The organism is Pseudarthrobacter ribosi, assembly GCF_055412865.1.
Window position 1 is genome coordinate 49,136 of record NZ_JBVAYZ010000005.1, and the last position, 23,606, is coordinate 72,741.

The 23,606-nt window shown below is 67.9% G+C and carries 24 protein-coding genes and 1 pseudogene; 13 read left to right on the top strand and 12 right to left on the bottom strand.

What is annotated here, in order from left to right; all coding sequences use genetic code 11:
* The first annotated feature begins 90 nt into the window (after nt 1-90).
* Together ACZYZ5_RS06735 and ACZYZ5_RS06740 are read left to right on the top strand one after the other, a co-directional pair.
* On the top strand, nt 91-708 hold the full coding sequence (locus ACZYZ5_RS06735; RefSeq protein ID WP_264355395.1) for a uracil-DNA glycosylase family protein: 618 nt from the start codon (nt 91-93) through the stop codon (nt 706-708).
* A gap of 150 nt (nt 709-858) precedes the next feature.
* Nucleotides 859-1,815, top strand: coding sequence for an L-lactate dehydrogenase (locus ACZYZ5_RS06740; protein ID WP_463900287.1), 957 nt, complete (start codon nt 859-861; stop codon nt 1,813-1,815).
* Here the strand turns inward: ACZYZ5_RS06740 and ACZYZ5_RS06745 are convergent.
* Nucleotides 1,812-2,897, bottom strand: a complete 1,086-nt coding sequence (locus ACZYZ5_RS06745; RefSeq protein ID WP_463900289.1) for a cation diffusion facilitator family transporter — start codon at nt 2,895-2,897, stop codon at nt 1,812-1,814. The two genes, ACZYZ5_RS06740 and ACZYZ5_RS06745, sit on opposite strands and share 4 nt — an antisense overlap.
* Nucleotides 2,894-3,229, bottom strand: coding sequence for an ArsR/SmtB family transcription factor (locus tag ACZYZ5_RS06750; protein WP_463900291.1), 336 nt, complete (start codon nt 3,227-3,229; stop codon nt 2,894-2,896). The genes ACZYZ5_RS06745 and ACZYZ5_RS06750 overlap by 4 nt, the downstream gene beginning before the upstream one ends.
* A 75-nt stretch (nt 3,230-3,304) precedes the next feature.
* Here ACZYZ5_RS06750 and ACZYZ5_RS06755 point away from each other — a divergent pair, with 75 nt between their 5' ends.
* From ACZYZ5_RS06755 to ACZYZ5_RS06785, 7 genes and pseudogenes are all read left to right on the top strand, one after another.
* On the top strand, nt 3,305-3,556 hold the full coding sequence (locus ACZYZ5_RS06755; RefSeq protein ID WP_463900292.1) for a hypothetical protein: 252 nt from the start codon (nt 3,305-3,307) through the stop codon (nt 3,554-3,556).
* Between the two features lie 116 nt (nt 3,557-3,672).
* Nucleotides 3,673-4,380 carry a FadR/GntR family transcriptional regulator gene (locus ACZYZ5_RS06760; RefSeq protein WP_463900293.1) on the top strand — a complete coding sequence of 236 codons (708 nt, stop codon included), beginning with the start codon at nt 3,673-3,675 and terminating at the stop codon, nt 4,378-4,380.
* A 73-nt stretch (nt 4,381-4,453) separates the two neighbouring features.
* A pseudogene (locus tag ACZYZ5_RS06765) lies at nt 4,454-5,425 on the top strand (asparaginase); the annotation flags it as partial.
* Between the two features lie 78 nt (nt 5,426-5,503).
* On the top strand, nt 5,504-6,919 hold the full coding sequence (locus ACZYZ5_RS06770; protein WP_463900686.1) for an aspartate ammonia-lyase: 1,416 nt from the start codon (nt 5,504-5,506) through the stop codon (nt 6,917-6,919).
* Nucleotides 6,920-6,946: 27 nt separating this feature from the next.
* Nucleotides 6,947-8,518, top strand: a complete 1,572-nt coding sequence (locus ACZYZ5_RS06775) for an amino acid permease (RefSeq protein WP_463900294.1) — start codon at nt 6,947-6,949, stop codon at nt 8,516-8,518.
* A 121-nt stretch (nt 8,519-8,639) separates the two neighbouring features.
* Complete coding sequence (locus tag ACZYZ5_RS06780) at nt 8,640-9,956, top strand: ATP-binding protein (RefSeq protein WP_463900295.1); 1,317 nt, start codon at nt 8,640-8,642, stop codon at nt 9,954-9,956.
* A 126-nt stretch (nt 9,957-10,082) separates the two neighbouring features.
* A complete protein-coding gene (locus ACZYZ5_RS06785; RefSeq protein WP_463900296.1) occupies nt 10,083-10,748 on the top strand; it encodes a transmembrane-type terpene cyclase in 666 nt (221 codons plus the stop codon).
* A 71-nt stretch (nt 10,749-10,819) separates the two neighbouring features.
* Here the strand turns inward: ACZYZ5_RS06785 and ACZYZ5_RS06790 are convergent, their stop codons facing one another.
* Together ACZYZ5_RS06790 and gluQRS are read right to left on the bottom strand one after the other, a co-directional pair.
* The gene (locus ACZYZ5_RS06790) at nt 10,820-11,524 is read right to left on the bottom strand and encodes an HD domain-containing protein (RefSeq protein ID WP_463900297.1); all 705 of its coding nucleotides are present in this window, start codon (nt 11,522-11,524) and stop codon (nt 10,820-10,822) included.
* Nucleotides 11,525-11,533: 9 nt separating this feature from the next.
* Nucleotides 11,534-12,430 (bottom strand): tRNA glutamyl-Q(34) synthetase GluQRS, encoded by an 897-nt coding sequence (gene gluQRS / locus ACZYZ5_RS06795; RefSeq protein WP_463900299.1) that lies wholly within the window; start codon nt 12,428-12,430, stop codon nt 11,534-11,536.
* 378 nt (nt 12,431-12,808) lie between these two features.
* Here gluQRS and ACZYZ5_RS06800 point away from each other — a divergent pair, with 378 nt between their 5' ends.
* Nucleotides 12,809-13,267: an Lrp/AsnC family transcriptional regulator gene (locus ACZYZ5_RS06800; protein WP_463900688.1), complete on the top strand. Its 459-nt coding sequence runs from the start codon at nt 12,809-12,811 to the stop codon at nt 13,265-13,267.
* Nucleotides 13,268-13,284: 17 nt separating this feature from the next.
* On the opposite strand, the gene ACZYZ5_RS06805 is transcribed toward ACZYZ5_RS06800, so the two are convergent.
* Nucleotides 13,285-13,740, bottom strand: a complete 456-nt coding sequence (locus tag ACZYZ5_RS06805; protein WP_463900301.1) for an Lrp/AsnC family transcriptional regulator — start codon at nt 13,738-13,740, stop codon at nt 13,285-13,287.
* 103 nt (nt 13,741-13,843) lie between these two features.
* On the opposite strand from ACZYZ5_RS06805, the gene ACZYZ5_RS06810 reads away from it, so the two are divergent.
* A complete protein-coding gene (locus tag ACZYZ5_RS06810; protein WP_463900303.1) occupies nt 13,844-14,494 on the top strand; it encodes a LysE family translocator in 651 nt (216 codons plus the stop codon).
* Between the two features lie 2 nt (nt 14,495-14,496).
* Here ACZYZ5_RS06810 and ACZYZ5_RS06815 read toward each other — a convergent pair whose 3' ends face one another.
* The 6 genes from ACZYZ5_RS06815 to ACZYZ5_RS06840 form a co-directional block, all read right to left on the bottom strand.
* The gene (locus ACZYZ5_RS06815; RefSeq protein WP_463900305.1) at nt 14,497-14,862 is read right to left on the bottom strand and encodes a nuclear transport factor 2 family protein; all 366 of its coding nucleotides are present in this window, start codon (nt 14,860-14,862) and stop codon (nt 14,497-14,499) included.
* A 54-nt stretch (nt 14,863-14,916) separates the two neighbouring features.
* On the bottom strand, nt 14,917-15,906 hold the full coding sequence (locus ACZYZ5_RS06820; RefSeq protein ID WP_463900306.1) for a hypothetical protein: 990 nt from the start codon (nt 15,904-15,906) through the stop codon (nt 14,917-14,919).
* A 38-nt stretch (nt 15,907-15,944) separates the two neighbouring features.
* Nucleotides 15,945-16,445 carry a DUF456 domain-containing protein gene (locus ACZYZ5_RS06825; protein ID WP_463900308.1) on the bottom strand — a complete coding sequence of 167 codons (501 nt, stop codon included), beginning with the start codon at nt 16,443-16,445 and terminating at the stop codon, nt 15,945-15,947.
* Between the two features lie 125 nt (nt 16,446-16,570).
* A complete protein-coding gene (locus ACZYZ5_RS06830; RefSeq protein ID WP_463900310.1) occupies nt 16,571-17,779 on the bottom strand; it encodes an NAD(P)-dependent malic enzyme in 1,209 nt (402 codons plus the stop codon).
* Between the two features lie 300 nt (nt 17,780-18,079).
* Nucleotides 18,080-18,700 carry a TetR/AcrR family transcriptional regulator gene (locus ACZYZ5_RS06835; protein ID WP_463900311.1) on the bottom strand — a complete coding sequence of 207 codons (621 nt, stop codon included), beginning with the start codon at nt 18,698-18,700 and terminating at the stop codon, nt 18,080-18,082.
* Nucleotides 18,701-18,891: 191 nt separating this feature from the next.
* Complete coding sequence (locus ACZYZ5_RS06840; protein ID WP_463900314.1) at nt 18,892-20,208, bottom strand: MFS transporter; 1,317 nt, start codon at nt 20,206-20,208, stop codon at nt 18,892-18,894.
* A gap of 109 nt (nt 20,209-20,317) precedes the next feature.
* Between ACZYZ5_RS06840 and rraA the strand changes: the two genes are divergently transcribed.
* On the top strand, nt 20,318-20,794 hold the full coding sequence (gene rraA, locus ACZYZ5_RS06845; RefSeq protein ID WP_463900317.1) for a ribonuclease E activity regulator RraA: 477 nt from the start codon (nt 20,318-20,320) through the stop codon (nt 20,792-20,794).
* A gap of 54 nt (nt 20,795-20,848) precedes the next feature.
* Here the strand turns inward: rraA and ACZYZ5_RS06850 are convergent, their stop codons facing one another.
* Nucleotides 20,849-21,781: a putative endonuclease domain-containing protein gene (locus tag ACZYZ5_RS06850; RefSeq protein WP_463900319.1), complete on the bottom strand. Its 933-nt coding sequence runs from the start codon at nt 21,779-21,781 to the stop codon at nt 20,849-20,851.
* A 298-nt stretch (nt 21,782-22,079) separates the two neighbouring features.
* Here ACZYZ5_RS06850 and ACZYZ5_RS06855 point away from each other — a divergent pair, with 298 nt between their 5' ends.
* On the top strand, nt 22,080-23,531 hold the full coding sequence (locus ACZYZ5_RS06855) for a sugar porter family MFS transporter (protein ID WP_463900321.1): 1,452 nt from the start codon (nt 22,080-22,082) through the stop codon (nt 23,529-23,531).
* The last annotated feature ends 75 nt before the right edge of the window (nt 23,532-23,606 follow it).

The window sequence follows — 23,606 nt, forward strand, 5'->3', positions numbered from 1 at the left end:
CTCCACGGCCTAAAAAAACGCCCCAGCGCCCGAAAGCGTAGAGTGGAACCAGACGCCTGATTCTGGACGCCGAGCGCTGAGGGAGAAATCGTGACGATTGACTGGGACGAAAAGAAGACCCTGCTGCAGGAACCGAACATCGCCGCCGTAACGCAGCTTTGCGACGAACTGATGGAAAAGAAGCCGGGGTCGGTTGTCCCCTACATCGATCCCGTCCATGACGAGGACGAGTGCCGGATCGTCAGCCTCCACATCGCCCCGGGCAAGGGCACCGAATCGGGCTTCGTTTCCCACTTCAACGACGACGAGGCCGCCCGCCGCGCCACCTCCATCTACGAGGCCGTCGAGCTCGACCCCCGCTACGTGATGCCGTGGAACGCCTACCCCTGGGTCCGCGATCCCGAACTCCCGTCCGCGCTGAACGTCCAGGAGAAGACGGACGGGCTGCGGCCGTTCCGCCAGTTCCTCAAGATCAACAAACGGGTCTCCGCCGTCATCGCCCACGGCGCCGACGCCCACGCGTTCCTGACGCTCTTCGAGAAGACCTACCACTCCTCCCTGAAAAACCGCGGCGTCAAGATCTACAAGGCCACCGCCCTGGGTGGCCGCGCTTTCGCCGTCTCGGCCGTCAAGCAGGAGGAACTCCTGAGCAAGAACGTCGAGGTCTACAAGGACGCCATGCAGCGGGCAGGCATCCAGCACCTCTGATCCGCCGGTACAGGACACGCGCGGCGGCGGGCCGCCGGCGCTGCCGGGCGAGTCCGAAAGGTCCAACGGCTCTGCCCAAGCCGGGGCCGTGATTGGTGAGCTTGGGACGGGCCGAGCGGCGGCACCCAGGGCATCGGAAAGAAGGAACCCATGTCCCAGAGTGCCGGCTCAAAACTCGCAATTGTCGGCGCCGGCAGCGTCGGCACATCCCTCGCCTACGCCGCCCTGATCCGCGGCTCGGCCAGCAGCGTCGCGCTCTTCGACGTCAATGCCACCAAGGCCGAGGCCGAGGTGCTCGACCTGGCCCACGGCACCCAGTTCGCCGCCGCCGCGGCAACCGTCACCGGCGGCGGCGACATCACCGCGACTGAAGGGGCCGACGTCGTCGTCATCACCGCCGGGGCCAAACAGGCTCCGGGCCAGACACGGCTGGATCTGGCCGGTACCAACGTCCGCATCCTCGAACAGCTCATGCCGCAGCTGCTCACGCACGCCCCGGACGCCGTCTACGTCCTGGTGACCAACCCCTGCGATGTGCTGACCGTCGCGGCGCAGAAAATCTCCGGCCTGCCGTCCTCACGCATCTTCTCCTCCGGCACCGTGCTGGATACGTCCCGGCTGCGGTGGCTGCTGGCGCGCAAGGCCGGGGTCTCCCTGACCAGCGTGCACGCCAGCATGGTGGGCGAGCACGGCGACACCGAGTTCCCCATCTGGTCCGGGGCCACGATCGGCCCGGTCCCGATCCGCAACTGGACGGTCGACGGTGAACGCGTCTTCACGCCCGACTACCTCGCCGAAACCGCGCGTGAAGTGACGCAGGCGGCCTACAAGGTGATCGCCGGGAAGGGCGCCACGAACTACGCGATCGGCCTGTCCGGCGCGCGCATCGTGGAGGCCCTGCTGCGCGCGGAAAACGCCGTCCTGCCGGTGTCCACCGTGCTGGATGGCCAGTATGGGATCACCGGGGTGGCGCTGTCGCTGCCCAGCATCGTGGGGCATGGCGGGGTCCGCGCCGTGCTGGACACCCCCATGGACGACGGCGAACTCGCCTCGCTGCACCATTCGGCGGAGACCCTGCAGCAGAGTCTCACGACGCTGGGGATCTAGGCCGGCCGCAACGACTCTGCCGCGGCGAAGTCGGGCACAATCGTCACCGATCCGACGTGCGGGAGGGCCCGCCGGACCCCGCGTTCCAGATTGGCCGTCACCGACGCGAGCTCAACCAGGTGCGCGTCCGTCGGGACCGGCACCGCGATCTCGACGTGCAGCCGGTGCCCGGACCAGCGCAGCCGGGCGGTGCCGCCGGAACGGGAGTGTTCCGCGACGACGGCCTCGACGCTCCGGGTCAGCCCAGGGTCGACACCGTCCATCAGCCGCCGTCCGACGTCGTGCACTGTGCCCCACAGGAGAACGACGATGGCGGCGGAAATCAGCAGGCCCACGATCGGGTCCGCGAGCGGGAAGCCGAGCCAGATGCCGATGACGCCGGCGACGACGGCCAGCGAGGTGAAGCCGTCCGTCCGGGCGTGGACGCCGTCGGCCACCAAGGCTGCGGAACCGATCCGCCGGCCGACGCGGATCCGGTAGATCGCGACGAGTTCGTTGCCGGCGAAGCCCACCAGCCCGGCGGCGAGGACCCAGCCGAGGTTGTGCACGGGCTGCGGTTCGAAGAAGCGGCGGATCGATTCGACGGCGGCCACCACGGCGGAGAGGGCAATCATCGCCACGATGAACAGCCCGGCGAGGTCCTCGGCCCGGCCGAAGCCGTAGGTGAACGTCCGGGTGGCCCCGCGGCGGCCCAGCAGGAACGCGATCCACAGCGGGACCGCGGTCAGCGCGTCCGAGAAGTTGTGTACGGTGTCGGCCAGCAGCGCCACGGAGCCGCTGATCAGCACGATCGCGAGCTGGAAGAGCGCGGTGGCACCGAGCCCGAGCAGGGAGATCTTGACGGCGCGGATGCCCTGGGAGCTGGATTCGAGCGCCTCATCGATGGAGTCCGCAGCGTCGTGCGAGTGCGGGACGAAAACCGACTGAAGCCAGCCCTTCAGGCCGGTGGCGTGCGTGTGGTTGTGACCGGACGCGCCGTGGTCGTGGTTATGCGCGTCGTGGCCGTCCGGGCCGTGGCCGTGGCCGTGCTTCTGGCGTTCGCCGTGGCTGTGTTCCTCCACGGCATCCGACGGGCGGTTCATGCGCCGTGCCGCGGGGCCGTGCCGAGCGCGTGCTCGGCCTGGTGGACGGCATCCATCACCAGTTGGCGGGCGTGGTCGTTCTGCAGCCGGTAGAAGACTTTAGTGCCTTCCTGCCGTGTGGCGACCATGCCGCCCAGCCGCATTTTGGCTAGGTGCTGCGAGACCGCTGAAGCCTGCTTCCCGACGCGCTCCGCCAGGGCGTTGACCGGCAGCTCACCCGCTCCCAAAGCAAGGATCAGCCGGACCCGCGTGGCGTCGGCCAGCATGGAGAACACTTCGACGGCCAGCTCCACGTGGGGACTGTCGACCTCAACCCGCATATCTGCATTCATACGCAGATACTGTCATAATTGTCCTCTCCGGCCAATTGCGCTGCGCCGCCGGATCCACGAAGGACACGACCTCCCATGAAGAAGACCCTCACTTTTTCCGCCGCCGCCCTCGCCGCCGTTATGGCACTGACCGGCTGCTCCACCCCCGGCAGTTCCGGCAGCAGCAGCATGCCCGGCATGGACCACAGCACCATGGGCCCGAGTGCAGCACCTGCGGCCGCGGACCACAACGGCTCGGACACCATGTTCGTCCAGGGAATGATCCCGAAGCCATCCAGCTGGCCAAGGACATCGCGGCTTCCCAGACGGACGAGATCCAGGAAATGAAGGACCTGCTCGCGGGCCTGTAGACGGACGTCAGCGCGTCACCACGACGGCGGCCTCCGGCCCCGGGGCCGCCGTCAGAGTTGACACGTGATGTGACCCGTGCCATATTTTAAAGCGTGAACCTGTCAGACAGCCGGACAGCAGGACAGCCCCTCGCCCGCCTTAGCGCAGCCGAAGCAGTCTTCAATGTCCTCCGCTCCGAAATCGAATCCGGCCAGCTCGGCGTTGGCGCCAAGCTGAGCTCCGAGACCACTCTTGCCCAGCAGTACGGCGTGAGCCGCTCCGTGGTGCGCGAGGCCCTGCGTTCCTGCACTGCCCTGGGGCTGACCGTCACCAGGACCGGGCGGGGCACTTTCGTCGTCGCCGATCGCGTGGCCAAGGACCTGGTCCTGGGACAATACTCGGCGCGCGACCTCACCGAGGCACGTCCCCACATCGAGGTCCCGGCCGCCGGGCTGGCGGCGGAACGCCGTACGCCCGAGGAACTCGAGACCATGCGGGACATCGTCGCCGCGATGACCGCCGAGGACGACCCCGAGGTGTGGGTGGGCCTGGACTCGAGCTTCCACGCGCTGATCGCGCGGGCCAGCCGGAACAAGGTGTTCGAGAACGTCGTCGCAGACATCCGGGACGCCCTGGCCCACCAGTCCGAGACCCTGAACATGGTGGCGGACCGGCAACACGCCTCCGATGCGGAGCACCGGCGCATCCTGTCCGCCATCGAGGCCGGCGACGCGGCAACGGCGCGCATCGCCATGAGCCAGCACCTGCATGCCGTTGGTCTTGCCCTCGACTCGATTCTCAACTCCCCGGCAGGCTCCTGACCCCCGCGCCAAGAAGAGTAGATCCACCAGCGGCTTGACCAGCGACAACCAACACCACCGCCCAAAGGACGCAATGATTTTTCCTGCCCCCGCGCACACCCCGACTCCGCTGGCTCCAGGGAGCCTCCCGGAACACGTCCCGCTGGCGGTCCAGACCCGCAGCGGCGTGGTCGAGAGTATCCACTACGGCTCGGCAATCGCCACGGCGGCGGACGGCCGCATCCTCCTGGCAGCCGGCCAGCCCCTCGCTCCGTTTTACCCGCGCTCCGCCCTCAAGCCCCTGCAGGCCGTGGCCATGGTTCGTGCCGGCCTGGACCTTCCGGAGGACCTCCTCGCCCTCGCGTCCGCCAGCCACTCCGGGGCGGCGACTCACCGCGACGGCACGCTGCGCATCCTGGAACTGCATGGACTGACCCCTGAAGACCTCGAGAACAGTACCGACCTCCCTTATGGCGTTCATGAGCGCGAGGAATGGCTCGGCCGCGGCGGGCAGGCCACCCAACTGGCGCAGAACTGTTCCGGAAAGCACGCCGCTATGGCGGCCACCTGCGTCATCAACGGCTGGCCGGTCCTGGGATACCTGGACCCGGCGCACCCGCTCCAGCAGCTCGTGGCCCGGACCGTGGCGGACCTGACCGGCGAGGACCCGGAACACACCTCCACTGATGGCTGCGGCACCCCGCTCTTCGCCCTAACCCTGCGCGGCATGGCCCGCGCCTTCGGCCGGCTGGCCTCGGCAACGGGACCCGGCAGCGCGGAAGCCGCCGTCGCCAGCGCCATGCGCCGCCAGCCTGAGATGGCCGCGGGCGAGGACCGGGATGTCACCGCGCTGATGCGACTGGTCCCCGGCCTCCTGGCCAAGGACGGCTTCGAGGGCGTCCAGCTGGTCGGTCTGCCCGACGGCCGCGGCGTTGCCGTGAAGATCTCCGACGGCGGGGACCGCGCCAGGATGCCCGTCACCGTGCGCATCCTGGCCGCCCTCGATGTCGACACCTCTCCCCTGGCGCGCATCGCCGCGGCACCGGTGCTGGGCGGCGGCCGGCCCGTCGGGCTGCTGCAGGCCACCGATTTCCTCGCTCCCCCCGTAACTCTCCAACCTTCCCGACACCCCGTAAGGACCGCTATGACCTCGCTCGATGAACGCGCAGAATTCCGTTCCGAACATGACCTGCTGGGCGACCGGGAGGTGCCCGCCGACGCCTACTGGGGTGTGCACACGCTCCGGGCCGTGGAGAACTTCCCGATCACGGGCCAGCCGCTCGCGTCCAACATGCATTTGGTCCGCGGGCTGGCCGCCGTCAAGCTGGCCGCCGCCCGCACCAACCACGAGCTCGGGCTGCTCGACGCCGGCCGCGCCGGGGCCATCGAGGAGGCCTGCACCGACGTCATGAACGGCAAGCTCAGCGAGCAGTTCGTGGTGGACGTGATCCAGGGCGGCGCCGGGACGTCGTCGAACATGAACGCCAATGAGGTGATCGCCAACCGTGCCCTGGAAATCCTCGGACACCCCAAGGGCGACTACGCGCGGCTGCACCCCAACGACCACGTCAACCTCAGCCAGTCCACCAACGACGTCTACCCTACCGCCGTGAAACTCGGCACAATCTTCGCCGCCCGGGAGCTGCTCGACGCCCTCACCGAACTCGAAGACGCCTTCGCCGCCAAGGCCCTGGAATTCCGCACTGTCGTGAAGATGGGCCGCACCCAGCTCCAGGACGCCGTCCCCATGACGCTCGGCCAGGAATTCGGCACCTACGCCGTCACGATCGGCGAGGACCGGCTCCGCCTGGCCGAAGCCGACCTGCTGATCCACGAAATCAACCTCGGCGCCACCGCAATCGGCACCGGCCTCAACGCACCGGCCAGGTATGCCGAGGCCGCCTGCCGGCACCTGGCCGACATCACCGGCCTGCCGCTCGTCACCGCGGTGGACCTGATCGAGGCCACCCAGGACGTCGGCGCCTTCGTGCACCTCTCCGGCGTGCTCAAGCGCGTCGCGGTGAAACTGTCCAAAATCTGCAACGACCTCCGGCTGCTTTCCTCCGGCCCGCGCGCCGGCTTCGGCGAAATCAACCTCCCCGCCGTGCAGTCCGGCTCCTCGATCATGCCCGGCAAGATCAACCCCGTCATCCCGGAAGTGGTCAGCCAAGTCGCCTACGAGGTCATCGGCAACGACGTCACCATCACCATGGCCGCCGAAGCCGGCCAGCTCCAGCTCAACGCCTTCGAACCGATCATCGTCCACAGCCTCCACAAGAGCATCTCCCACCTCGAAGCCGCCTGCCGCACCCTCACGGCCCGCTGCGTCCGGGGCATCACCGCCAACACCGAACACCTCCGCCTCACGGTGGAACAGTCAATCGGCCTCGTCACCGCCCTCAACCCGCACCTGGGCTACGCCACGGCCACGGCCATTGCCCAGGAAGCCCTCGCCACCGGCAAGGGCGTCGCGGAACTCGTCCTCGAACACGGGCTGCTCACCGCCGAGCAGCTCGCCGACCTCCTCAGCCCGCAGCGGCTGGCCAACCTGAGCAAATAGCGCGCCCTCGAACCCCGAAGGAACCCCATGACTTCTCCCGAAACTGCCCGCGCCCAAAATCAACCGGCCCAACAGCGGCCAGCCGTCTCCGACCACACCATTCCGGCGCATGCCCATGCCTCCGAGGCAGCGCTGCACGCCGAGGACCAGGGCTACCACAAGGGTCTGAAACCCCGGCAGGTCCAGATGATCGCAATCGGCGGCGCCATCGGCACCGGCCTGTTCATGGGCGCCGGCGGCCGTCTCGCCACGGCCGGCCCTGCCCTGATCATCAGCTATGCCGTCTGCGGGTTCTTTGCCTTCATGATCCTGCGGGCGCTCGGCGAACTCGTGATGCACCGGCCGTCGTCGGGCTCGTTCGTCTCCTACGCCCGCGAATTCTTCGGCGAAAAGGCCGCCTTCGTCACCGGCTGGCTGTACTGGCTGAACTGGGCCATGACGGCGATCGTGGACATCACTGCCGTCGCGCTGTACATGAACTTCTTCAAGAAGTACTGGGCGCCGATCGCTGACGTACCGCAGTGGGCGTGGGCCCTGGCCGCCCTGATCCTCGTTTTGGGTCTCAACCTCATCAGCGTGAAGGTGTTCGGCGAGCTCGAATTCTGGTTCGCGCTGATCAAGGTGGTGGCGCTCGTGTCCTTCCTGATCGTCGGCATCTACTTTGTCATCTTCGGCACCCCCGTCGCCGGCCAGGAGGTCGGGTTCAGCCTGATCGCGGACAACGGAGGCATGTTCCCCAACGGCCTGCTGCCCGCAGTCGTGGTGATGCAGGGTGTCGTGTTCGCCTACGCCTCGATCGAGCTGATCGGCACCGCCGCCGGCGAGACGGAAAACCCGGAAAAAATCATGCCTCGGGCCATCAACACGGTGATAGTCCGTATTGCGGTGTTCTACGTCGGCTCGCTGGTGCTGCTCTCGCTGCTGCTGCCCTATAGCTCCTACAAGGCGGGCGAAAGCCCGTTCGTGACGTTCTTCGGCTCTATCGGTGTCGACGGCGTGGACGCCATCATGAACCTCGTGGTCCTGACCGCGGCATTGTCCTCGCTCAACGCCGGCCTCTACTCCACCGGCCGGATCATGCGTTCCATGTCCGTTTCAGGTTCCGCGCCGAAATTCGCCGGCCGGATGAACAAGTCCGGTGTCCCTTACGGCGGCATCGCCCTCACCGCCGGCGTGGCGGGCCTGGGCGTCGTCCTCAACGCCCTGGTCCCTGCCGAGGCCTTCGAGATCGTCCTGAACGTCGCATCGCTGGGCATCATCTGCACCTGGGCCATGATCGTCCTGTGCCAGATGCAGCTTGCCCGGCTCGCAGCCCGCGGGGAACTGCTCCGGCCCACTTTCCGGATGCCCGGCGCTCCCGTCACGGGCTGGATCACGCTGGCCTTCCTCCTGGCGGTCCTGATCCTCATGGCATTCGACTCGCCCGTGGGAACGTGGACCATCGCGTCGGTCGTGGTCATTGTTCCGCTGCTGATGCTCGGCTGGCGGCTCTGCCGGCACCGCATCCTGGAAATCGCCGCCGTCCGCGACGGCTTCACCGGACCATACCCGCTCGCGGCCGCCCGGCCCGCCGGGAGTGCCGGCGGAGATCCGGAGTAGCCTTCCGGCACTCCGCGTCCCCGTAACGCTACGTCCGCGCAACCTCTCCCGGAGGCTGTTCGCATATGCTCAACGGACAGATTCACACTGGCTCAGCGACGAACCACCCGGGAGACACCTCATGACCAACTGGCGAATCAGGGATTTCCATTCCGCCGATCTCGACGGCATCCTGCACCTCTGGGAGTCCCTCAAGGCCACCAATGTCGAACCGGTCTACGCGCTCTCCGAGGTGCTGGCGTCCTGCGAAAAGGACCATGCCGTCGTCGCCGTGCAGGGCGACCAGGTCGTGGGCGCCGCCATCGGACGGGCCGCCCACGACCAGGGCTGGATCGTCTTCCTGGCCACCCTCCCCGAGTACCGGGGCCGCGGGATCGGCACCTCGCTGCTGGCCGCCGTCGAGAACCGGATGGCGCCGCACGGGCTGAACAAGCTCTCCGCGCTCATGCCGGAATCCGAGACCCGGGTGGAGGCGTTCCTGGGCCGAGGCTTTGTGCTCAAGAAGAACCTGCGCTATTTCGAACGGAAGATTCCGGTGCAGCGCCAGGAACTCGAACCGCTCAGCCAGCTCGGAGGCCGGATCCTGGCCCGCGACCTATGGGGGAACGTCGCCGGCATGCGGAACGAGAAGGAGCTCCTAGAGCGCCGCCTGGTCCTGCCGCTGGCCGAGGCCGACCTCGCCGACGAGTACGGTGTGGTGCCGCCGCGCGCCGTCGTCCTCTTTGGCCCTCCCGGCACCGGCAAGACCACGTTCGCGAAGGCGATTGCCTCCCGCCTTGAATGGCCGTTCGTGGAGGTCTTCCCCTCCCGGCTGGCCTCCGATCCCAAGGGCCTGGCAGGGGCGCTGCGCGAGACTTTCCTGGAGATCGCCGAGCTGGAACACGCCGTTGTGTTCATCGATGAGGTGGAGGAGATCGCCGCCCAGCGGTCCGGCGAGCCGCCGTCGCCGCTGCAGGGCGTCACCAACGAACTCCTCAAGATCATCCCGGCCTTCCGCGAACAACCCGGCCGGCTGCTGGTCTGCGCCACCAACTTCATCCGCGCCCTGGACACCGCGTTCCTGCGCCACGGCCGCTTCGACTACGTCATCCCCATCGGCCTGCCCGACCGACAGGCCCGTGAGGCCATGTGGCAGCGGTTCATTCCCGCTACCGTGGTGGACGACGTGGACGTGGAGCTGCTGGTGGACCGGACCGAAGGATTTTCCCCCGCGGACATCGAGTACGCGGCCCGGAGCGCGTCCCAGCGTGCGCTGGAGAAGGCGGTGTACGACGACGGCGGGCTGGCTTCCAGCGGCAGCGCCGTCCTCCGCGACGCGGTTCGGAAGGGTCCCGCGACACAGGACTACCTCGACGCGATCGCGGACACCCGGACCACGGTCAGCGACGAGGTCCACCAGCAGTTCCTCGAGGACATCGACGCCCTGGGCCGGGTCTAACCCCCTAAGGCAACGCGGGGTCACAGGCCGAATTCGCCGGAAGCGCACGAAGTCGCCGTAACGCAACGGCGAACCCGCACGTATCGCGCGGGCTGGCCGTGAGACGGCTAGGACGAGGAGGAAACCGTGATCTTGTTTCTCACGATCGTGAGCGGCCTCGCCTGGACCGCGGTGTACGTCGATGCCATCCGAATCGGGTTCCGGGACAGAAGCTACGCGATCCCGGCCGCGGCGCTCGGACTCAATTTCGCCTGGGAGACCATCCATGCCACCCGCTCCGTTGCGACCGGCATATCCACCCAGGGGGTCTTCAACATCGCGTGGGCACTCGCCGACGTCGTGATTGTGTATACCTTCCTCAGGTTCGGCCGCTCCGAGCTGCCAGCGTGGGTGACGCGGAGGCTTTTCATCGGCTGGGCGCTCCTGCTGGGCGCCACGGCGTTCGCGGTTCAACTGCTTTTCGTGGTGGAGTTCGGCTGGGAAGACGCGCCGCGTTACGCGGCGTTCCTGCAGAATCTGCTGATGTCCGGGCTGTTCATCGCCCTGTTTGCTGCCCGCCAGGGACCCCGCGGCCAGACACTGCTGATCGCAGTGGCCAAGTGGATCGGGACCCTTGCGCCCACCATTGTGTTCGGCTGGTACGGCAACTCGCCGCTGATTCTGGGCGTCGGCGTCCTCTGCAGCGTCTTCGATCTGGCCTATATCGGCCTGTTGTGGCGGGCGAGGTCCCCAGCCAACGGACCGCGGGGTCAGCTATCGCCCATGGTGGGAGGCGGGATGGGCTCGGCGTGATCCCCCGTTTGCTGTCAGAGGCCGACGGCGGACACGGCTTCGGAACCGACCGGCGCAGGCCGGGCGCAGGCTCAGGCCCGGTGCGGCTCGGACTCGGGGGCCGCGGCGTGGGTCTCGCCAGGTCCGGCCGCAGGCTCGGCCTCGGTCGTTTCCTCGCTGGTGTCCTCGGTGGTGTCCTCGTAGGAGAGATTCTCGTAGTCGGTGTTGTCCGCCTCGTCGAGCAGATCGTCGAGTTCCGCCAGCAGCCACGGGTTGATCCGGGCCAGGATCTTGCGGGTTTCCTCCACCGGAACCGCGGCATAGAGCACCGGTCGGGCCTCGTTGTAGCGGGTGACCGGCGGCTTGTCCGGCCATTTCTCGGCCAGTGCCCTGACCCGCTCCGGCAGGGAGTTGTGGGCGTTGTCCGCGATCTTCACCAGGGTGGCGTCGTGGTCCTCGGCGATGTAGCGGATGCCGGCCTGGTAGTCGTCCGGGTTCTCGTGCAGGCGCTTGGTGACACGCTCAATGATGTCCACGGCCCGCTCGGTGACGCCCATGTCCAGCAGCGCCTGCCGGGTCATCGGGGTGTCCTCGGCGATGTCGTGCAGGTAGCCAGCAATCCTGATGTCGTCGTCGAAGTCCGCCAGGGCATCCCCGACCGCGATCACGTGCTCGCGGTACGGCCGCTTGAGCTTGTCCTTCTGGCGGTTGTGGGCCACTTCGGCGAGGATCTTTGCTGTCTCGACGGTGAAACTCGGCTGCGGGGTGGTCGCTTCCCTGAACTCTGGTTCTGACATGCTTCCAGCCTACGCGTCCGGCCCGGCCATCCCGGGCCAGATCCACGGCGCCCGCGGCAGCGCGGGGGGCTCAAACACGGCGAGTGCCTGCTTCAGCGGACCGGCCGGCAGCCCCAGGGATGCCAGCAGCGCGTCGCGCACCTGGCCCACCGGAATACCGGCGGCCGAAAGGTCCGCGAGTGTGACTGCCCCGTCACGTTTGGCCAACCGGGCGCCGTCGGCGCTAAGAACCAGCGGAACATGCGCATATTCCGGAACAGGCATATTCAGCAGCGATGCAAGGTGGGCCTGCCGGGGTGTGGAGGGCAGCAGGTCGTCGCCGCGGACCACCTGGTCGATGCCCTGGGCTGCGTCGTCCACCACCACGGCGAGATTGTAGGCGGTCACGCCGTCATTGCGGCGGAGCACAAAGTCATCCACCACGCCGGTGTAGCTGCCGTGCAGCACGTCCTGCACCGTCGCCGCGGTCACGGCGGACCGGAGCCGGACCGCCGCGGGACGGGCGGCGCGCCTGACCGCGCGTTCGGCCTCAGACAAGTTCCGGCAGGTGCCCGGATAGGCCCCCTGCGGAGCGTGCGGGGCGGACGGCGCCTCCTGGATTTCGCGGCGGGTGCAGAAGCACTCATAGGTCAGGCCGGCCGCGGTCAACCCGGCGATCGCCTCGGCGTAGAGGGGCCCGCGGTCGGTCTGGCGGACGATTCCGCCGTCCCACGTGAGGCCGATCGCGGCGAGGTCACGGAGCTGCTCCGCCTCGGCGCCGGCCCGGGCCCGGTCCAGGTCCTCAACCCGCATCAGGAACCGCCTGCCGGTGGACCTGGCGAAGAGCCAGGCGAGGATCGCGGTGCGGAGGTTGCCGACATGCAGTTCGCCGGAGGGGCTGGGGGCGAAACGGCCGGCAGAGGTCATGGCTCCAGCCTATGCGCCGCCAGCACAAGAGCCCCTCAGCTACCGATGACTTCGGAAATCCGACGTCGGTGGCTCAGGGGCTCTTGCCGTGCCGGACCCGGGGCGTTGCTCCGGGCCATGGCACTGCGAATGCGGGGATTGGTGCGGAAAGACGTTGGTGTGAACAAGAGTCAATCAGCAGGCGGGTTCCTTGCGGGAAGCCTCATCCAAGGTCCGGGTGGTGTGCCGGGGTACTTGTAGCCGTTGGGATCCGGCGGTGGCCTTCGTCCCTTTGTTGTCACTATTTCAACAGAAGTCCTACAGTTGGTGCAACGGACATCGCCTGCACTGGTCAATCTGATCAACTGCGGCCGGGGCGACAAACAGGAAGTGGTCACTTTGCAGGAACTCGACGCGACCGACCGGCGAATCCTCCTCGCCCTCGACCAGGATCCCCGGCTGCCCATCATGGTGCTGGCCCAGAAACTGGGCCTGGCCCGCGGCACCGTGCAGTCACGCCTGGAGCGGATGACTCTCTCCGGTGCGCTCCGGCCGAACAGCAGCCGGGTGCTGCCCTCCGCGCTGGGCCGCGGCGTGGCGGCGTCGGTCAGTGCCGAGCTGGACCAGAGCCACCTGAACGAAGCGATCGCTGCGCTGCGGAACATCCCGGAGGTGCTCGAATGCCACGCACCGGCCGGCGAGACGGACCTGCTGATCCGCGTGGTGGCGAAAAGCCCGGACGACTTGTACCGCGTCTCGGAGGAAATCCGGCTCTGCCCCGGAATCGTGCGGACCTCCACCAGCATGTTCCTGCGCGAGGTCATCCCCTACCGGACCACGGGCCTGCTGGGCACCTGAGCGTCGGCTCCGCCGAGCTAGACGGGCGGACCCGTGTTGGATTTCAGGTTCTTCATCACCAGCGTCGACGTCAGCCGTTCGACGCCGGGCAGCGACGTCAGCTCGCTGTCGTAGAAGCGTTGGTAGGCGGGCAGGTCCTCGGCGATGACCTTGAGCAGGTAGTCGGGGGAACCGAACAGCCGCTGCGCCTCGACGATATTCGGGTTGTCCGCGACGCGGTTCTCGAAAATCTCCATCGTTGCCCGGTCCACCTGGCGCAGCGTGACGAAGACGATCGCTTCGAACCCGAGCCCGAGGGCCGAGGGATCGATGTCGGCCCGGTAGCCGCGGATCACGCCGGCGGCCTCCAGGTCACGGAGCCGCCGGTGGCAGGGCGCCACGGTCAATCCCACCTTCGCGGCGAGCGCCGTCGCAGTCATTCGGCCGTCCTCTTTGAGGTAGCGCAAAATACTTCTGTCCAAATGGTCTATCACGCAATAATCTTACCCTTCAGCGGCATTTCTCCGCGAAAAAGGGGAACACTTTTGGCGGTTATTTTCCTAGACTTTTCCTGTACCCAGACCTCAGGAGACCGCCTTGAACCCCCAGCTTTTCCTCGCCTTTCTGCTGGTCGCCGGCGCCCTGGCCTGCACGCCGGGGGTGGACTGGGCGTATTCCATCACCGCGGGCCTGAAGCAGCGCAGTTTCGTGCCCGCAGTGGCGGGACTCTGCGGGGGCTACGTGCTGCACACGGTGCTGCTGGTGGCCGGTCTGGCCGCCCTGCTCACCGGGGTCCCCGGCATGCTGGGCTGGCTGACCGTCGCCGGCGCGGCCTACCTCCTGTGGCTCGGGCTGACGACCATCCGGACGTGGCGCGGGGCGAGCTTCGGCAGCGCGGAGCTGCGGGCACCGGCAAACCAGTTCCGGACCTTCCTGCAGGGCATCGGAACCAGTGGCATCAACCCCAAGGGCCTCCTGTTCTATGTGGCCCTGGTGCCGCAGTTCGTCAGCCCCGAGGCCTCCCTGCCCGTGCCCGTGCAGTCCGGCCTCCTCGGCCTGACGTTCGTCCTCCTGGTCGCCGTGGTCTACAGCGCCGTTGCCTTGCTGGCGCGCCGGCTGCTGCACTCCCGACCGGGGGCGGCGCGGAAAGTGACGCTCGCCAGCGGCATCATCATGGTGGCCCTGGGCACCGTCCTGCTGTCCGAGCAGCTTGTGCCGCTCCTGGGCCAGGTCCTGTCCCGGGGCTGAACTCAGCCGGCCGCCGCGCGCGGCATGTACCACTCGGTGAACGCTGTGGCGCGGCCGTCGCCCGCGAGCTGGATGATCCAGAGGTTGTCATAGCTCCGGCTGTCGCCGCGGTAATCGGTGCGGCCCTGCACGAAGGCCCTTCCGCCGTCGACGCCGAGGAGATTCCACTTGAACGTCCAGTCCCCCGGCTCGTCATGGCTGGCGATCCAGCGCTCCACGATCTGCTCGCGCCCGGTCCACGGATCGGGATCATCCGGGCGGGTGGCGTAGACGGCGTCCTCAGTGAACAGCGCCCTGATGTCCTCCGGCTCGTTCGACGTCCAGGCAACGATGTAGTGCTGCATCCAGCGCGCTGCCGCATCTCTCATCCCTCGGTTGTACTCCCTGTTTCCGGGGCCCCGCAAGGGTCATTTCGCCCCGGTTCAGTCGTCGTCGGCCCGGCCGTATTCGCGGTCCCAGAGCTCGTGGAGTTCCGCGTCCTTGCGGATGGCCCGGACCGTCTCCAGGTCTGATGACTGGCGGTGCTGCCAGTCCAGCCGGTTCAGCGCCTTCCGTCCGTTGTCCAGCAGCAGGAGCGCCCGGTCCGTGAGGGCATCGCTGCGGAGCGTAAAGTCGGTCGCGCGTCGGCGCAGGACCTCCTGCAGGGCGGCACGGGCGGCCGCATTGGCACCAAATTTCCGCAGAGAGCGTGCCCGCACCAGGAGCAGCGCCGCCGAGAGGTCGTCCCCGTTGAGCAGCCCCTCAGTGTCAGCCACCACCTCCTCGTGCCGTCCCAGCGAGGCGGCCAGCGTGCAGCGCGCCAGGGCCATCGGCAACGACGGCGGCAGTCCGTTCAGCGCCGCGAGGGCAGTCTCCGTCTGGCCGGTCTCGCGCAGTGAGTGGGACAGCGCCAGGAACACCGCTTCCTCGCTGAAAAGGACCGGAACCTCGACCCGCTCGGCGACGGCCACCCGAGTGATAACCCGGGCCAGGTAGGTGGCGGCGTAGCGGTTCGCATCGTCGTCGTTCCTGGTCAGCATCCCGCGCTGGAGCAGTTCGGCAGCGCGCAGGTGGCCGCCCTGGGCGTAGCTCTGCAGCCCTGCCATCAGGTAGCACAGCCCGGCCCACCCGGGGTAGGTGTGCGCCAGGGCAATCAGCCGGTTTGGGTCGGAGCTGCCGAAGATCGCGGAGTGCACGGCCTTCGCTGCTTTGCCCGGGGCCCTGCCGCCAATCTTCCCGAGCCGGGGCGCGCCGCCCTCCACGGGCAGAGCGCCGCGGGTCCGCCCGGCCAGGACTCCGGAGACCGCGCCGCCCACGCCCTCGGCGAGGCCGCGGACAGGAGTCCGGATGACCGGCGTGCGGAACGGCGCCAGGTCGCGCATGTCACGGTACAGGGCTGGGCGGGGTGCGGATTGTCCTGGTCCGGCGCTCATACATCCATGCTAGTAGGCGCGGGGAGGCCGCGGGCAGACTAGGCCGCGGCCGAAACCCACAGGCCGATCACCCAGGTGCTGCCGGCGAGGCAGGCGAGTCCGAACTCGACGATCATGCCCAGCCCGGTGGCCTTCAAGGCGGCCCAGCTGGAGGCTGCGGCCGTGCCGATGGCTCGCGTGCGGTGTAGTTCGCTGAGCAGCAGACCGGCGGCGAAACCGACAAACAGGCCCACCACCGGAATGATGAACATCCCCACGACACCGAGGACCAGGCCTGCCACCACCGAGCGGCTGGGAATGCTGTGCTGTTTAAGTTTCCGGCCGGTCAGGACGGCGCTGGCGGCCATTCCGGCCAGGACGAAGACCATGCCAATCGCGAACACCACCCAGCCGGTGGTTCCGGCGCCGCCCCAGATGGCCCAGGCCAGCAGGCTCAGTCCGATCAGGAAGCTGCCGGGCAATACGGGGATGACGGTACCGGCCACGCCCACCAGGATGGCGAGGCCGCACAGGATCGTCACAACAGACTCGGGGTTCATCGCCCCAGTCTATGGCGCGGAGGCGCGTGGTTCCGGCTGGCCCGGCGCCCGGCCGGCCCCATAAAGACGACGACGGCACCGCATCCCCCAAGGAAGCGCCGCCGTCGTCGTCTGTGCTGCTGTGGCTACTCGGCTTCAACCGCCGCGGCGACGGCGGCGGACACTGCCGGCGCCACCCTCGGGTCCAGCGGGCTGGGGACGATGTAGTCGGCGGAAAGGTCCTCGTCGGCCAGGGCGGCGATGGCGCGGGCCGCAGCCAGCTTCATCGCCGGGGTGATCCGGCGGGCGCCGGCGTCGAGGGCTCCGCGGAAGATGCCGGGGAACGCGAGGACGTTGTTGATCTGGTTCGGGAAGTCGCTGCGGCCCGTGGCGACGACGGCGGCGTACCGGCGTGCGACCTCGGGCAGGACTTCGGGATCCGGGTTGGACAGGGCGAACACGATCGAGTCCTGGCTCATGAGCTTGAGGTGTTCCTCGGCCAGCTGGGAGGAGGAGACCCCGATGAACACGTCGGCGTCCAGCAGGGCGTCGGCGGGTCCGCCGGAGACGCCGCGCGGGTTGCCGCTCTTGGCCAGCTCGGCCTTCTTGCTGGCGGGATCGGCGGCGATGTCCGCACGCTCGCTGTTGATGACGCCGCGGGAGTCCAGCAGCACGATGTCGCTGATTCCGGCGGTGAGCAGCATCTGTGCGACGGCGATCCCGGCGGCACCGGCGCCCGAGACGACAACGCGCAGCTTCTCGAGCCCGCGTCCGGTCACCTTGGCGGCGCCGGTCAGGGCCGCGAGGACGACGACGGCGGTCCCGTGCTGGTCATCGTGCATCACGGGGCAGTCGAGGGCCTCGATGAGCTTTTCCTCGAGCTCGAAGCAGCGCGGCGCGGAGACGTCCTCAAGGTTGACGGCGCCGAAGCTCGGGCGGAGCCGGACGAGGGTCTCGACGATCTCGTCGACGTTGGTGGTGTTGAGCACCAGCGGGATGGAGTCGAGTTCGCCGAAGGCCTTGAACAAGGCTGACTTGCCCTCCATCACCGGGAGCGAGGCGCTAGCGCCGATGTCGCCAAGGCCGAGAACCGCCGTGCCGTCGCTGACGACGACAACGAGGCGCTGGGCCCAGGTCAGGGTCTTGGCCAATTCAGGGTTGGCCGCGATGGCGCGGCTGACCTGGGCGACGCCGGGCGTGTAGGCGATGGACAGATCACGCTTGCTGGCGAGAGGCACGGTGCTGGCAATCGAAAGCTTGCCGCCCTGGTGGGATGCGAAAATTTCTTCGTCGCTGAGCGCTGCTACGGGCTCGGGGGACGTGGCGTCGGCGGGGTTAATCGTTTCAATGGACACTTCGTTGTCTCCTGGGGCTCACCGTGGGCGTACGGCACATGGAAGCTCAAGCACAGGGATGCTCAAGATGGTCTGGAGCCTCGGCAGCGACCCAGGGTTGGTGGGTCCGCGGTGAAGCTCCGGGTACTGCAGGCGGCTGGGCCGCTCCGGTTCTGCAATGGTAAACAGATCTCGCCGGCCGTGACGTGTCGCGCGACATACCGGAGCGGTCGGTTAAACGTTTATCCCAGCGAATTTGTGGCCTGGAGCACGAAAAAGAGCCAATACCGGCCGGTAAATTATCAGATTGGTCTAGACCAGTTACGCCGACCGGCGGGTGCATGTCAGCAGAAAACACGCTTTTTTGAGGTCCTCCTCGGCTTCGAAGAGGGACAGCCGCCGGCATCGGACGGACTGGACCAGTCCAGTGACGGTCAGCAGCAGAACCCGGGAGATGGCGGCGTCGCCGCTTACGGCCGTGACGGCTTTCTTGGCCGCGGAGTCGATCTCGCGGAGCAGCTTCGTGGTGTCCGTGTCCTTGGCATAGACGGCCCTGTTCAGGCACTGCTCCACGGCGGGCTGCATGAGGCGCATGTGGAAGATTTCCATCACGACGCCGACGAGCGCGTGGGCCGGCACGTCGCCCCCGGCATTCCGTGCCGGGCCGCCGGCGTTCCCTGCGGGCGGCTTCGCGGTTCGACCCGGGGATTTCTTCGCGGGTGCGCCTGCATGCAGTTCCGTCAACTGCTTACGGTAAAGCGCCAGCACCAACTGGGTGGCAGAGGGGAAATACCGGTACAGGGTGCCCAGCGGAACGTCGGCCTTGGCCGCGACCTCGGAGAGCACCACTGAGTCCAGGCCCTTGCGGGCGAACCCGGCGGCGACGTCGAGGATCCGGGTGTAGCGGAGACGCTGCCTTGGCAGGGAGGGCGGAGGGGCCATCGGTGGAAGTTCTGAGTGAAATTCAGGCATCAGCAGCGTTCCGGGGTCGGTTTTCTCGGCAGCAGGAAGGGATCTCCCACAGCGCTGCCGCGGCAATTCCCGTCCACTATACGTCACGCTCCCGGGCCGGAATCCAGTCATAAGAAGTGCCGGCGGCGGCAGGCCGGAGCCACTCAGCGGCGCGTTCTGGCTTAGTCGACGCCCTTGATTTTGACCACAAAGACGGCCCCCAGCAGTCCGATCACCGCGGCCGCCACGTACAGCGAAACGTAGCCTCCCCACAGCGTCACGAAGGGGAAAGCGATGAGCGGGGCGAGGACCTGGGGTAGGGAATTGGCGACGTTGAGGACGCCCAGGTCCTTTCCGCGGCTCAGTGACGTCGGAAGCACCTGGGTGATAAGGGCGAAATCCACCGCAAGGTAGCAGCCGAAGCCGATTCCCAGCACCGAGGCGCCCAGCAGCGCCCCGGTCCAGTTCGGCGCGAACGCGAGGATCAGCGAGGCCGCCGCGATGATGACGGAGGAGATGATCACGAGCGGCTTCCGCTTCCCCATCCGGTCGCTCAGCCGGCCGCCGACCACACTGGTCACCATCACCATCACCGCGTAGAGGCCGGTCAGGATCAGTACACCGAACTCCGGTGCGATGCCCTGCGTCTCCTGAAGATGGACGGCGTCCTTGAGGAAGAAGAGCAGATAGAGGGTGACCATGTGGTTGCCGATGTTCACCAGGAGCCGGGTCAGCCAGGCCCAGGCGAAGTCCGGGTAACGCACCGGGGAAATCCAGAAGCCCTTGGCGAAGCCGGCCAGGCTGAACGGCGGGCGTGCCCCCGCGGGGAGCGGGACGTCGTCGTTCTTGAAGAAATACAGCACGACGCCGGCCAGCAGCGCCACGGCGCAGAACAGGTAGCCGACGGCGAAGTTCCCGGTTACCGCCGCGGCGATCACCGCGCCGATGAGGATGCCGACTGTCTGGCCCATGGCGGCCAGGCCTCCCACGGTGCCGCGCTGGACCACGGGGACACGGTCCGGGATGGCGGCGGTAACGGCGGCATAGGCCCCGTTGCAGCCGGCCTGGACGAGGCACCAGAGCAGCGCCATGATGGCAACGTTCGGCGCCCCGGCGAGCGCGATCAGGGCCGCGGCGCCGAGGATTGCCCCGAAGAGGACCCAGGGCACGCGGCGGCCCAGGCGTGAAGTGGTGCGGTCGCTGAACGCACCGAACAAGGGATTGGCAACGAGTGAGACCGCCGCACCGGCTCCGGTTACGAGGGCGAGAATGGCCTCCTTGTCAGCTTCGCTGAACGCGGCGGCCTGCTGACCGAGGAGCACTTGGAGCGGGCCGAAGAAGGCAGCGTTGATTCCCACGTTGACGAGGACGACGCCGGTGACCCAGACGGGGCGGACTGCTCGTTCAGGTTCGGCGAGCGCCACCGCCGTCGGGCTTCCCGCGTTAAGGCTGCCGCGGGCTGGGTCCGGCGTTGCTCCGGACAGATCGGACAGGCTCATGTAATTCAGTTCCCCCCGGAAACGGCTGACGCACGCTGAAAATCAGTGTGGAGCCAGACTATCGTGGGGATCACGATCCGCCCCCCTATTTCCAGTAAGAGGAGACCCGATGGCCGCGTCCGCCGTTAATACCGCCGATCTCTACGACGAGCGGGGGGAAGAACTCGACTCCGTGGCCCTGCAGTTCCAGTCGCTTGGCGGCAACACGCACTTCAGCGGCCCGGTCCGGACCATCCGCTGCTTCGAGGACAACGCCCTCGTCAAGTCCACCCTCGCCACCCCAGGGGACGGCGCCGTCCTGGTGGTGGACGGCGCCGGCTCGCTGCGCACGGCCCTGATGGGCGACCTGATCGCGGCAAGCGCCGTCGCGAACGGCTGGGCCGGCGTCGTGATTAACGGCGCCATCCGCGACCGGACCGCCATCGCCGGGCTGCCGCTCGGCGTGAAGGCGCTGGGCAGCAACCCGCGCAAGAGCGCCAAAGCGGGCGCGGGCGAGAGTGACGTGGAACTGGAGATCGACGGCGTCGTCCTCCGGCCCGGCGCGACGATCTGGTGCGACCCGGACGGGATCCTGGTCGAGCGGTAATGCGCCGAGGTGACACTTCGCGCCCATGATTGGCAACATCATGGGCGCGAAATCTCACTTCGGCGTCCATCCCCGGGACAGGAGCGCGCGCCGGACCCTGCCGACGACGGCCGGGCGCTCTCCCGTCAGGTCATCCTTCGAGACCCTCACCTCGACCCAGCCCAGCCGGTCCGTGGTCCGCGCACGGTGGATGTCGCGCTGATGCTGGCCGGCCTCACCATGGTGGATCCCGTCATACTGCAGCGAGACACCGAATGCCGGATAGGCTGCGTCCGGCCACAACTCCGGGGTTCCCGCCGGGCCCCAGACCACGTGGTTGAGCTTCGGTTCCGGCAGGCCGCCGCGGACGACGGCGAGGCGCAGATGCGTCTCCGGCGGGGAATCCGCACCGACGCGCACGAACCCAAGGGCTTCCCGCGCCCTCCGGATGTTCCGGGCTCCGGGGTGTTGGAACAGCATCCGGTTCAGCGCCTCGATGCTCGACAGGGCGTCCCGGGGCGAGGGAAACTCCGGGCCGTGCTCGGAGACCAGGGAATCCCCGGCGGCCACGAGGTCGTCCAACGACAGAACCGCAGCCAGGTCCAGGAAAGTGCGTTTGGGCGAGGTCACCCGGACGCCGTCGAGCATCACAACGTCCCCGGGCCGGAGCGCGAGGCGGTGTCCCGCCACGTTCGCCCGTTTCGGGATGCTGCCGCCCCGCGGCCGGGCAAGGTGGATCCGCCAGTCGGAGTCTGCCCACAGGGGGAGGCCTACGCGCCATATCCGCGCCGCGGTGACGTGGCAGAGCACGGTGCAGTCATCGAGTTGGCAGTAGGCCCTCAGCGCTGCGGCGCCCTGTGCGCTGCTGCCGGCCGGGACCCGGATACCGCGGGACACGGTGATCAGGTCCCGGGCCCGGGTCCGCTTCCGGGGAATCCCGGCCTCATCCGCGGCCAGCACGGAGAACGAGCCATCCGCCAGGGCTGGTGGGAGTTCAAGTCGACGCATTACCTCATCATGATGAGATCCGGCGCAGCGCGTTTAAGTTATCCCCAGCTTGCCTCCACCTGTCCTCAACAGCGCCCGGGCCGCTTCTGCCGAGGTGAGATTTCGCGCCCATGGCTGGCCCGGACATGGGCGCGAAATGTCACCTCGGCGGCGGTCGGCGGAGGCGTCCGCCCGCGGCGCCCGCCAAACTGTATGTTTCGTCTCACTTTTTGGCCGTGTGACATGCACCGCTCTGGCTCGGTGTAAGACTTGGTAGCTGCGGCCGCAGGCCGTGGAACGCGAATGCCGAGGGAGCCAGATGACAACCACCCAAGACCAGACCGTAGCCAAGATCCCCCAGCGGGTCATTTGGCTGGCCGTGGCGGGCGCCGTGGGCGGCTTCCTCTTCGGCTTCGACTCCTCGGTGGTCAACGGCGCCGTCGACGCCATCAAGGACGAGTTCGCGCTGAGCGAGGCCGTGACCGGCTTCGCCGTCGCCGTGGCCCTGCTTGGCTGCGCCGCGGGCGCCTACCTGGCCGGGAAGGTCGCTGACCGCTACGGCCGCATCCCTGCGATGAAGATCGGTGCGCTGCTGTTCCTGATCAGTGCCATCGGGACCGGCTTCGCCGTCAGCGTGTGGGACCTCATCTTCTGGCGCCTCGTCGGCGGACTGGGCATCGGCCTGGCCTCCGTGATCGCCCCGGCCTACATCTCCGAGATCTCCCCGCGCCACGTCCGCGGCCGCCTGGCGTCGCTCCAGCAGCTCGCCATCACCACGGGTATCTTCGCGGCCCTGCTCTCGGACGCCCTGTTCGCGAACTTCGCCGGCGGCGCCGGCGAGGTTCTCTGGTTCGGCATTGAGGCCTGGCGCTGGATGTTCCTCGCCGGCGCCGTACCTGCCGTCGTCTACGGCTGGATCGCGTACACCCTGCCCGAGTCGCCGCGGTTCCTGGTCTTCCAGGGCAAGGACGAGGAAGCCCTGAAAGTCTTCCAGTCCATCGCCCCGAACGAGGACACGGACCGCCACCTGCGCGACATCAAAAAGGCCATCGAGGAAGACAAGGTCGCGGGCCAGAAGGGCTCCCTGCGCGGCAAGGCGTTCGGCCTGCAGCCGGTGGTGTGGATCGGCATCATCCTGTCGGTGCTGCAGCAGTTCGTCGGCATCAACGTGATCTTCTACTACTCCACCACCTTGTGGAAGGCCGTCGGATTCCAGGAGAAGGACTCCCTGACGATCTCTGTGGCCACCGCCATTACCAACATCCTCGTGACCCTCGTGGCGATTGCCCTCGTGGACAGGATCGGCCGCCGGCCCATCATGCTGGCGGGTTCCATCGGCATGGCCGTCTCGCTGGGCACCATGGCCCTCGCCTTCGGGTCCGCCACCGGAACCGGCGACGCGATTTCTCTGCCCGGTGCGTGGGGCCCGGTCGCCCTGGTGGCCGCCAACGTCTTCGTGATCAGCTTCGGCGCCTCCTGGGGGCCGCTCGTGTGGGTGCTGCTGGGCGAGATCTTCCCGTCCCGGATCCGCGCCCGTGCGCTGGGCCTCGCCGCGGCCGCCCAGTGGATCGCCAACTTCGCCATCACCCTGAGCTTCCCGGCCATGGCGGCGGCCTCCCTGCCCCTGACCTACGCCATGTACGCGATGTTCGCGGCGGCCTCGTTCTTCTTCGTGAAGTTCAAGGTCCCGGAAACCAACGGAATGTCCCTGGAGCATGCCGAGACCCTCTTCGTCCCGAAGGGCTCCGCGAAGGACTCCGGCAAGGCCTGAGCGGGCGCACTCCAGCGCGCAGTCCCGCCCCGCGAGGTGACAGATAATGCCCACGTTTCGGGGAAGCATGGGCAT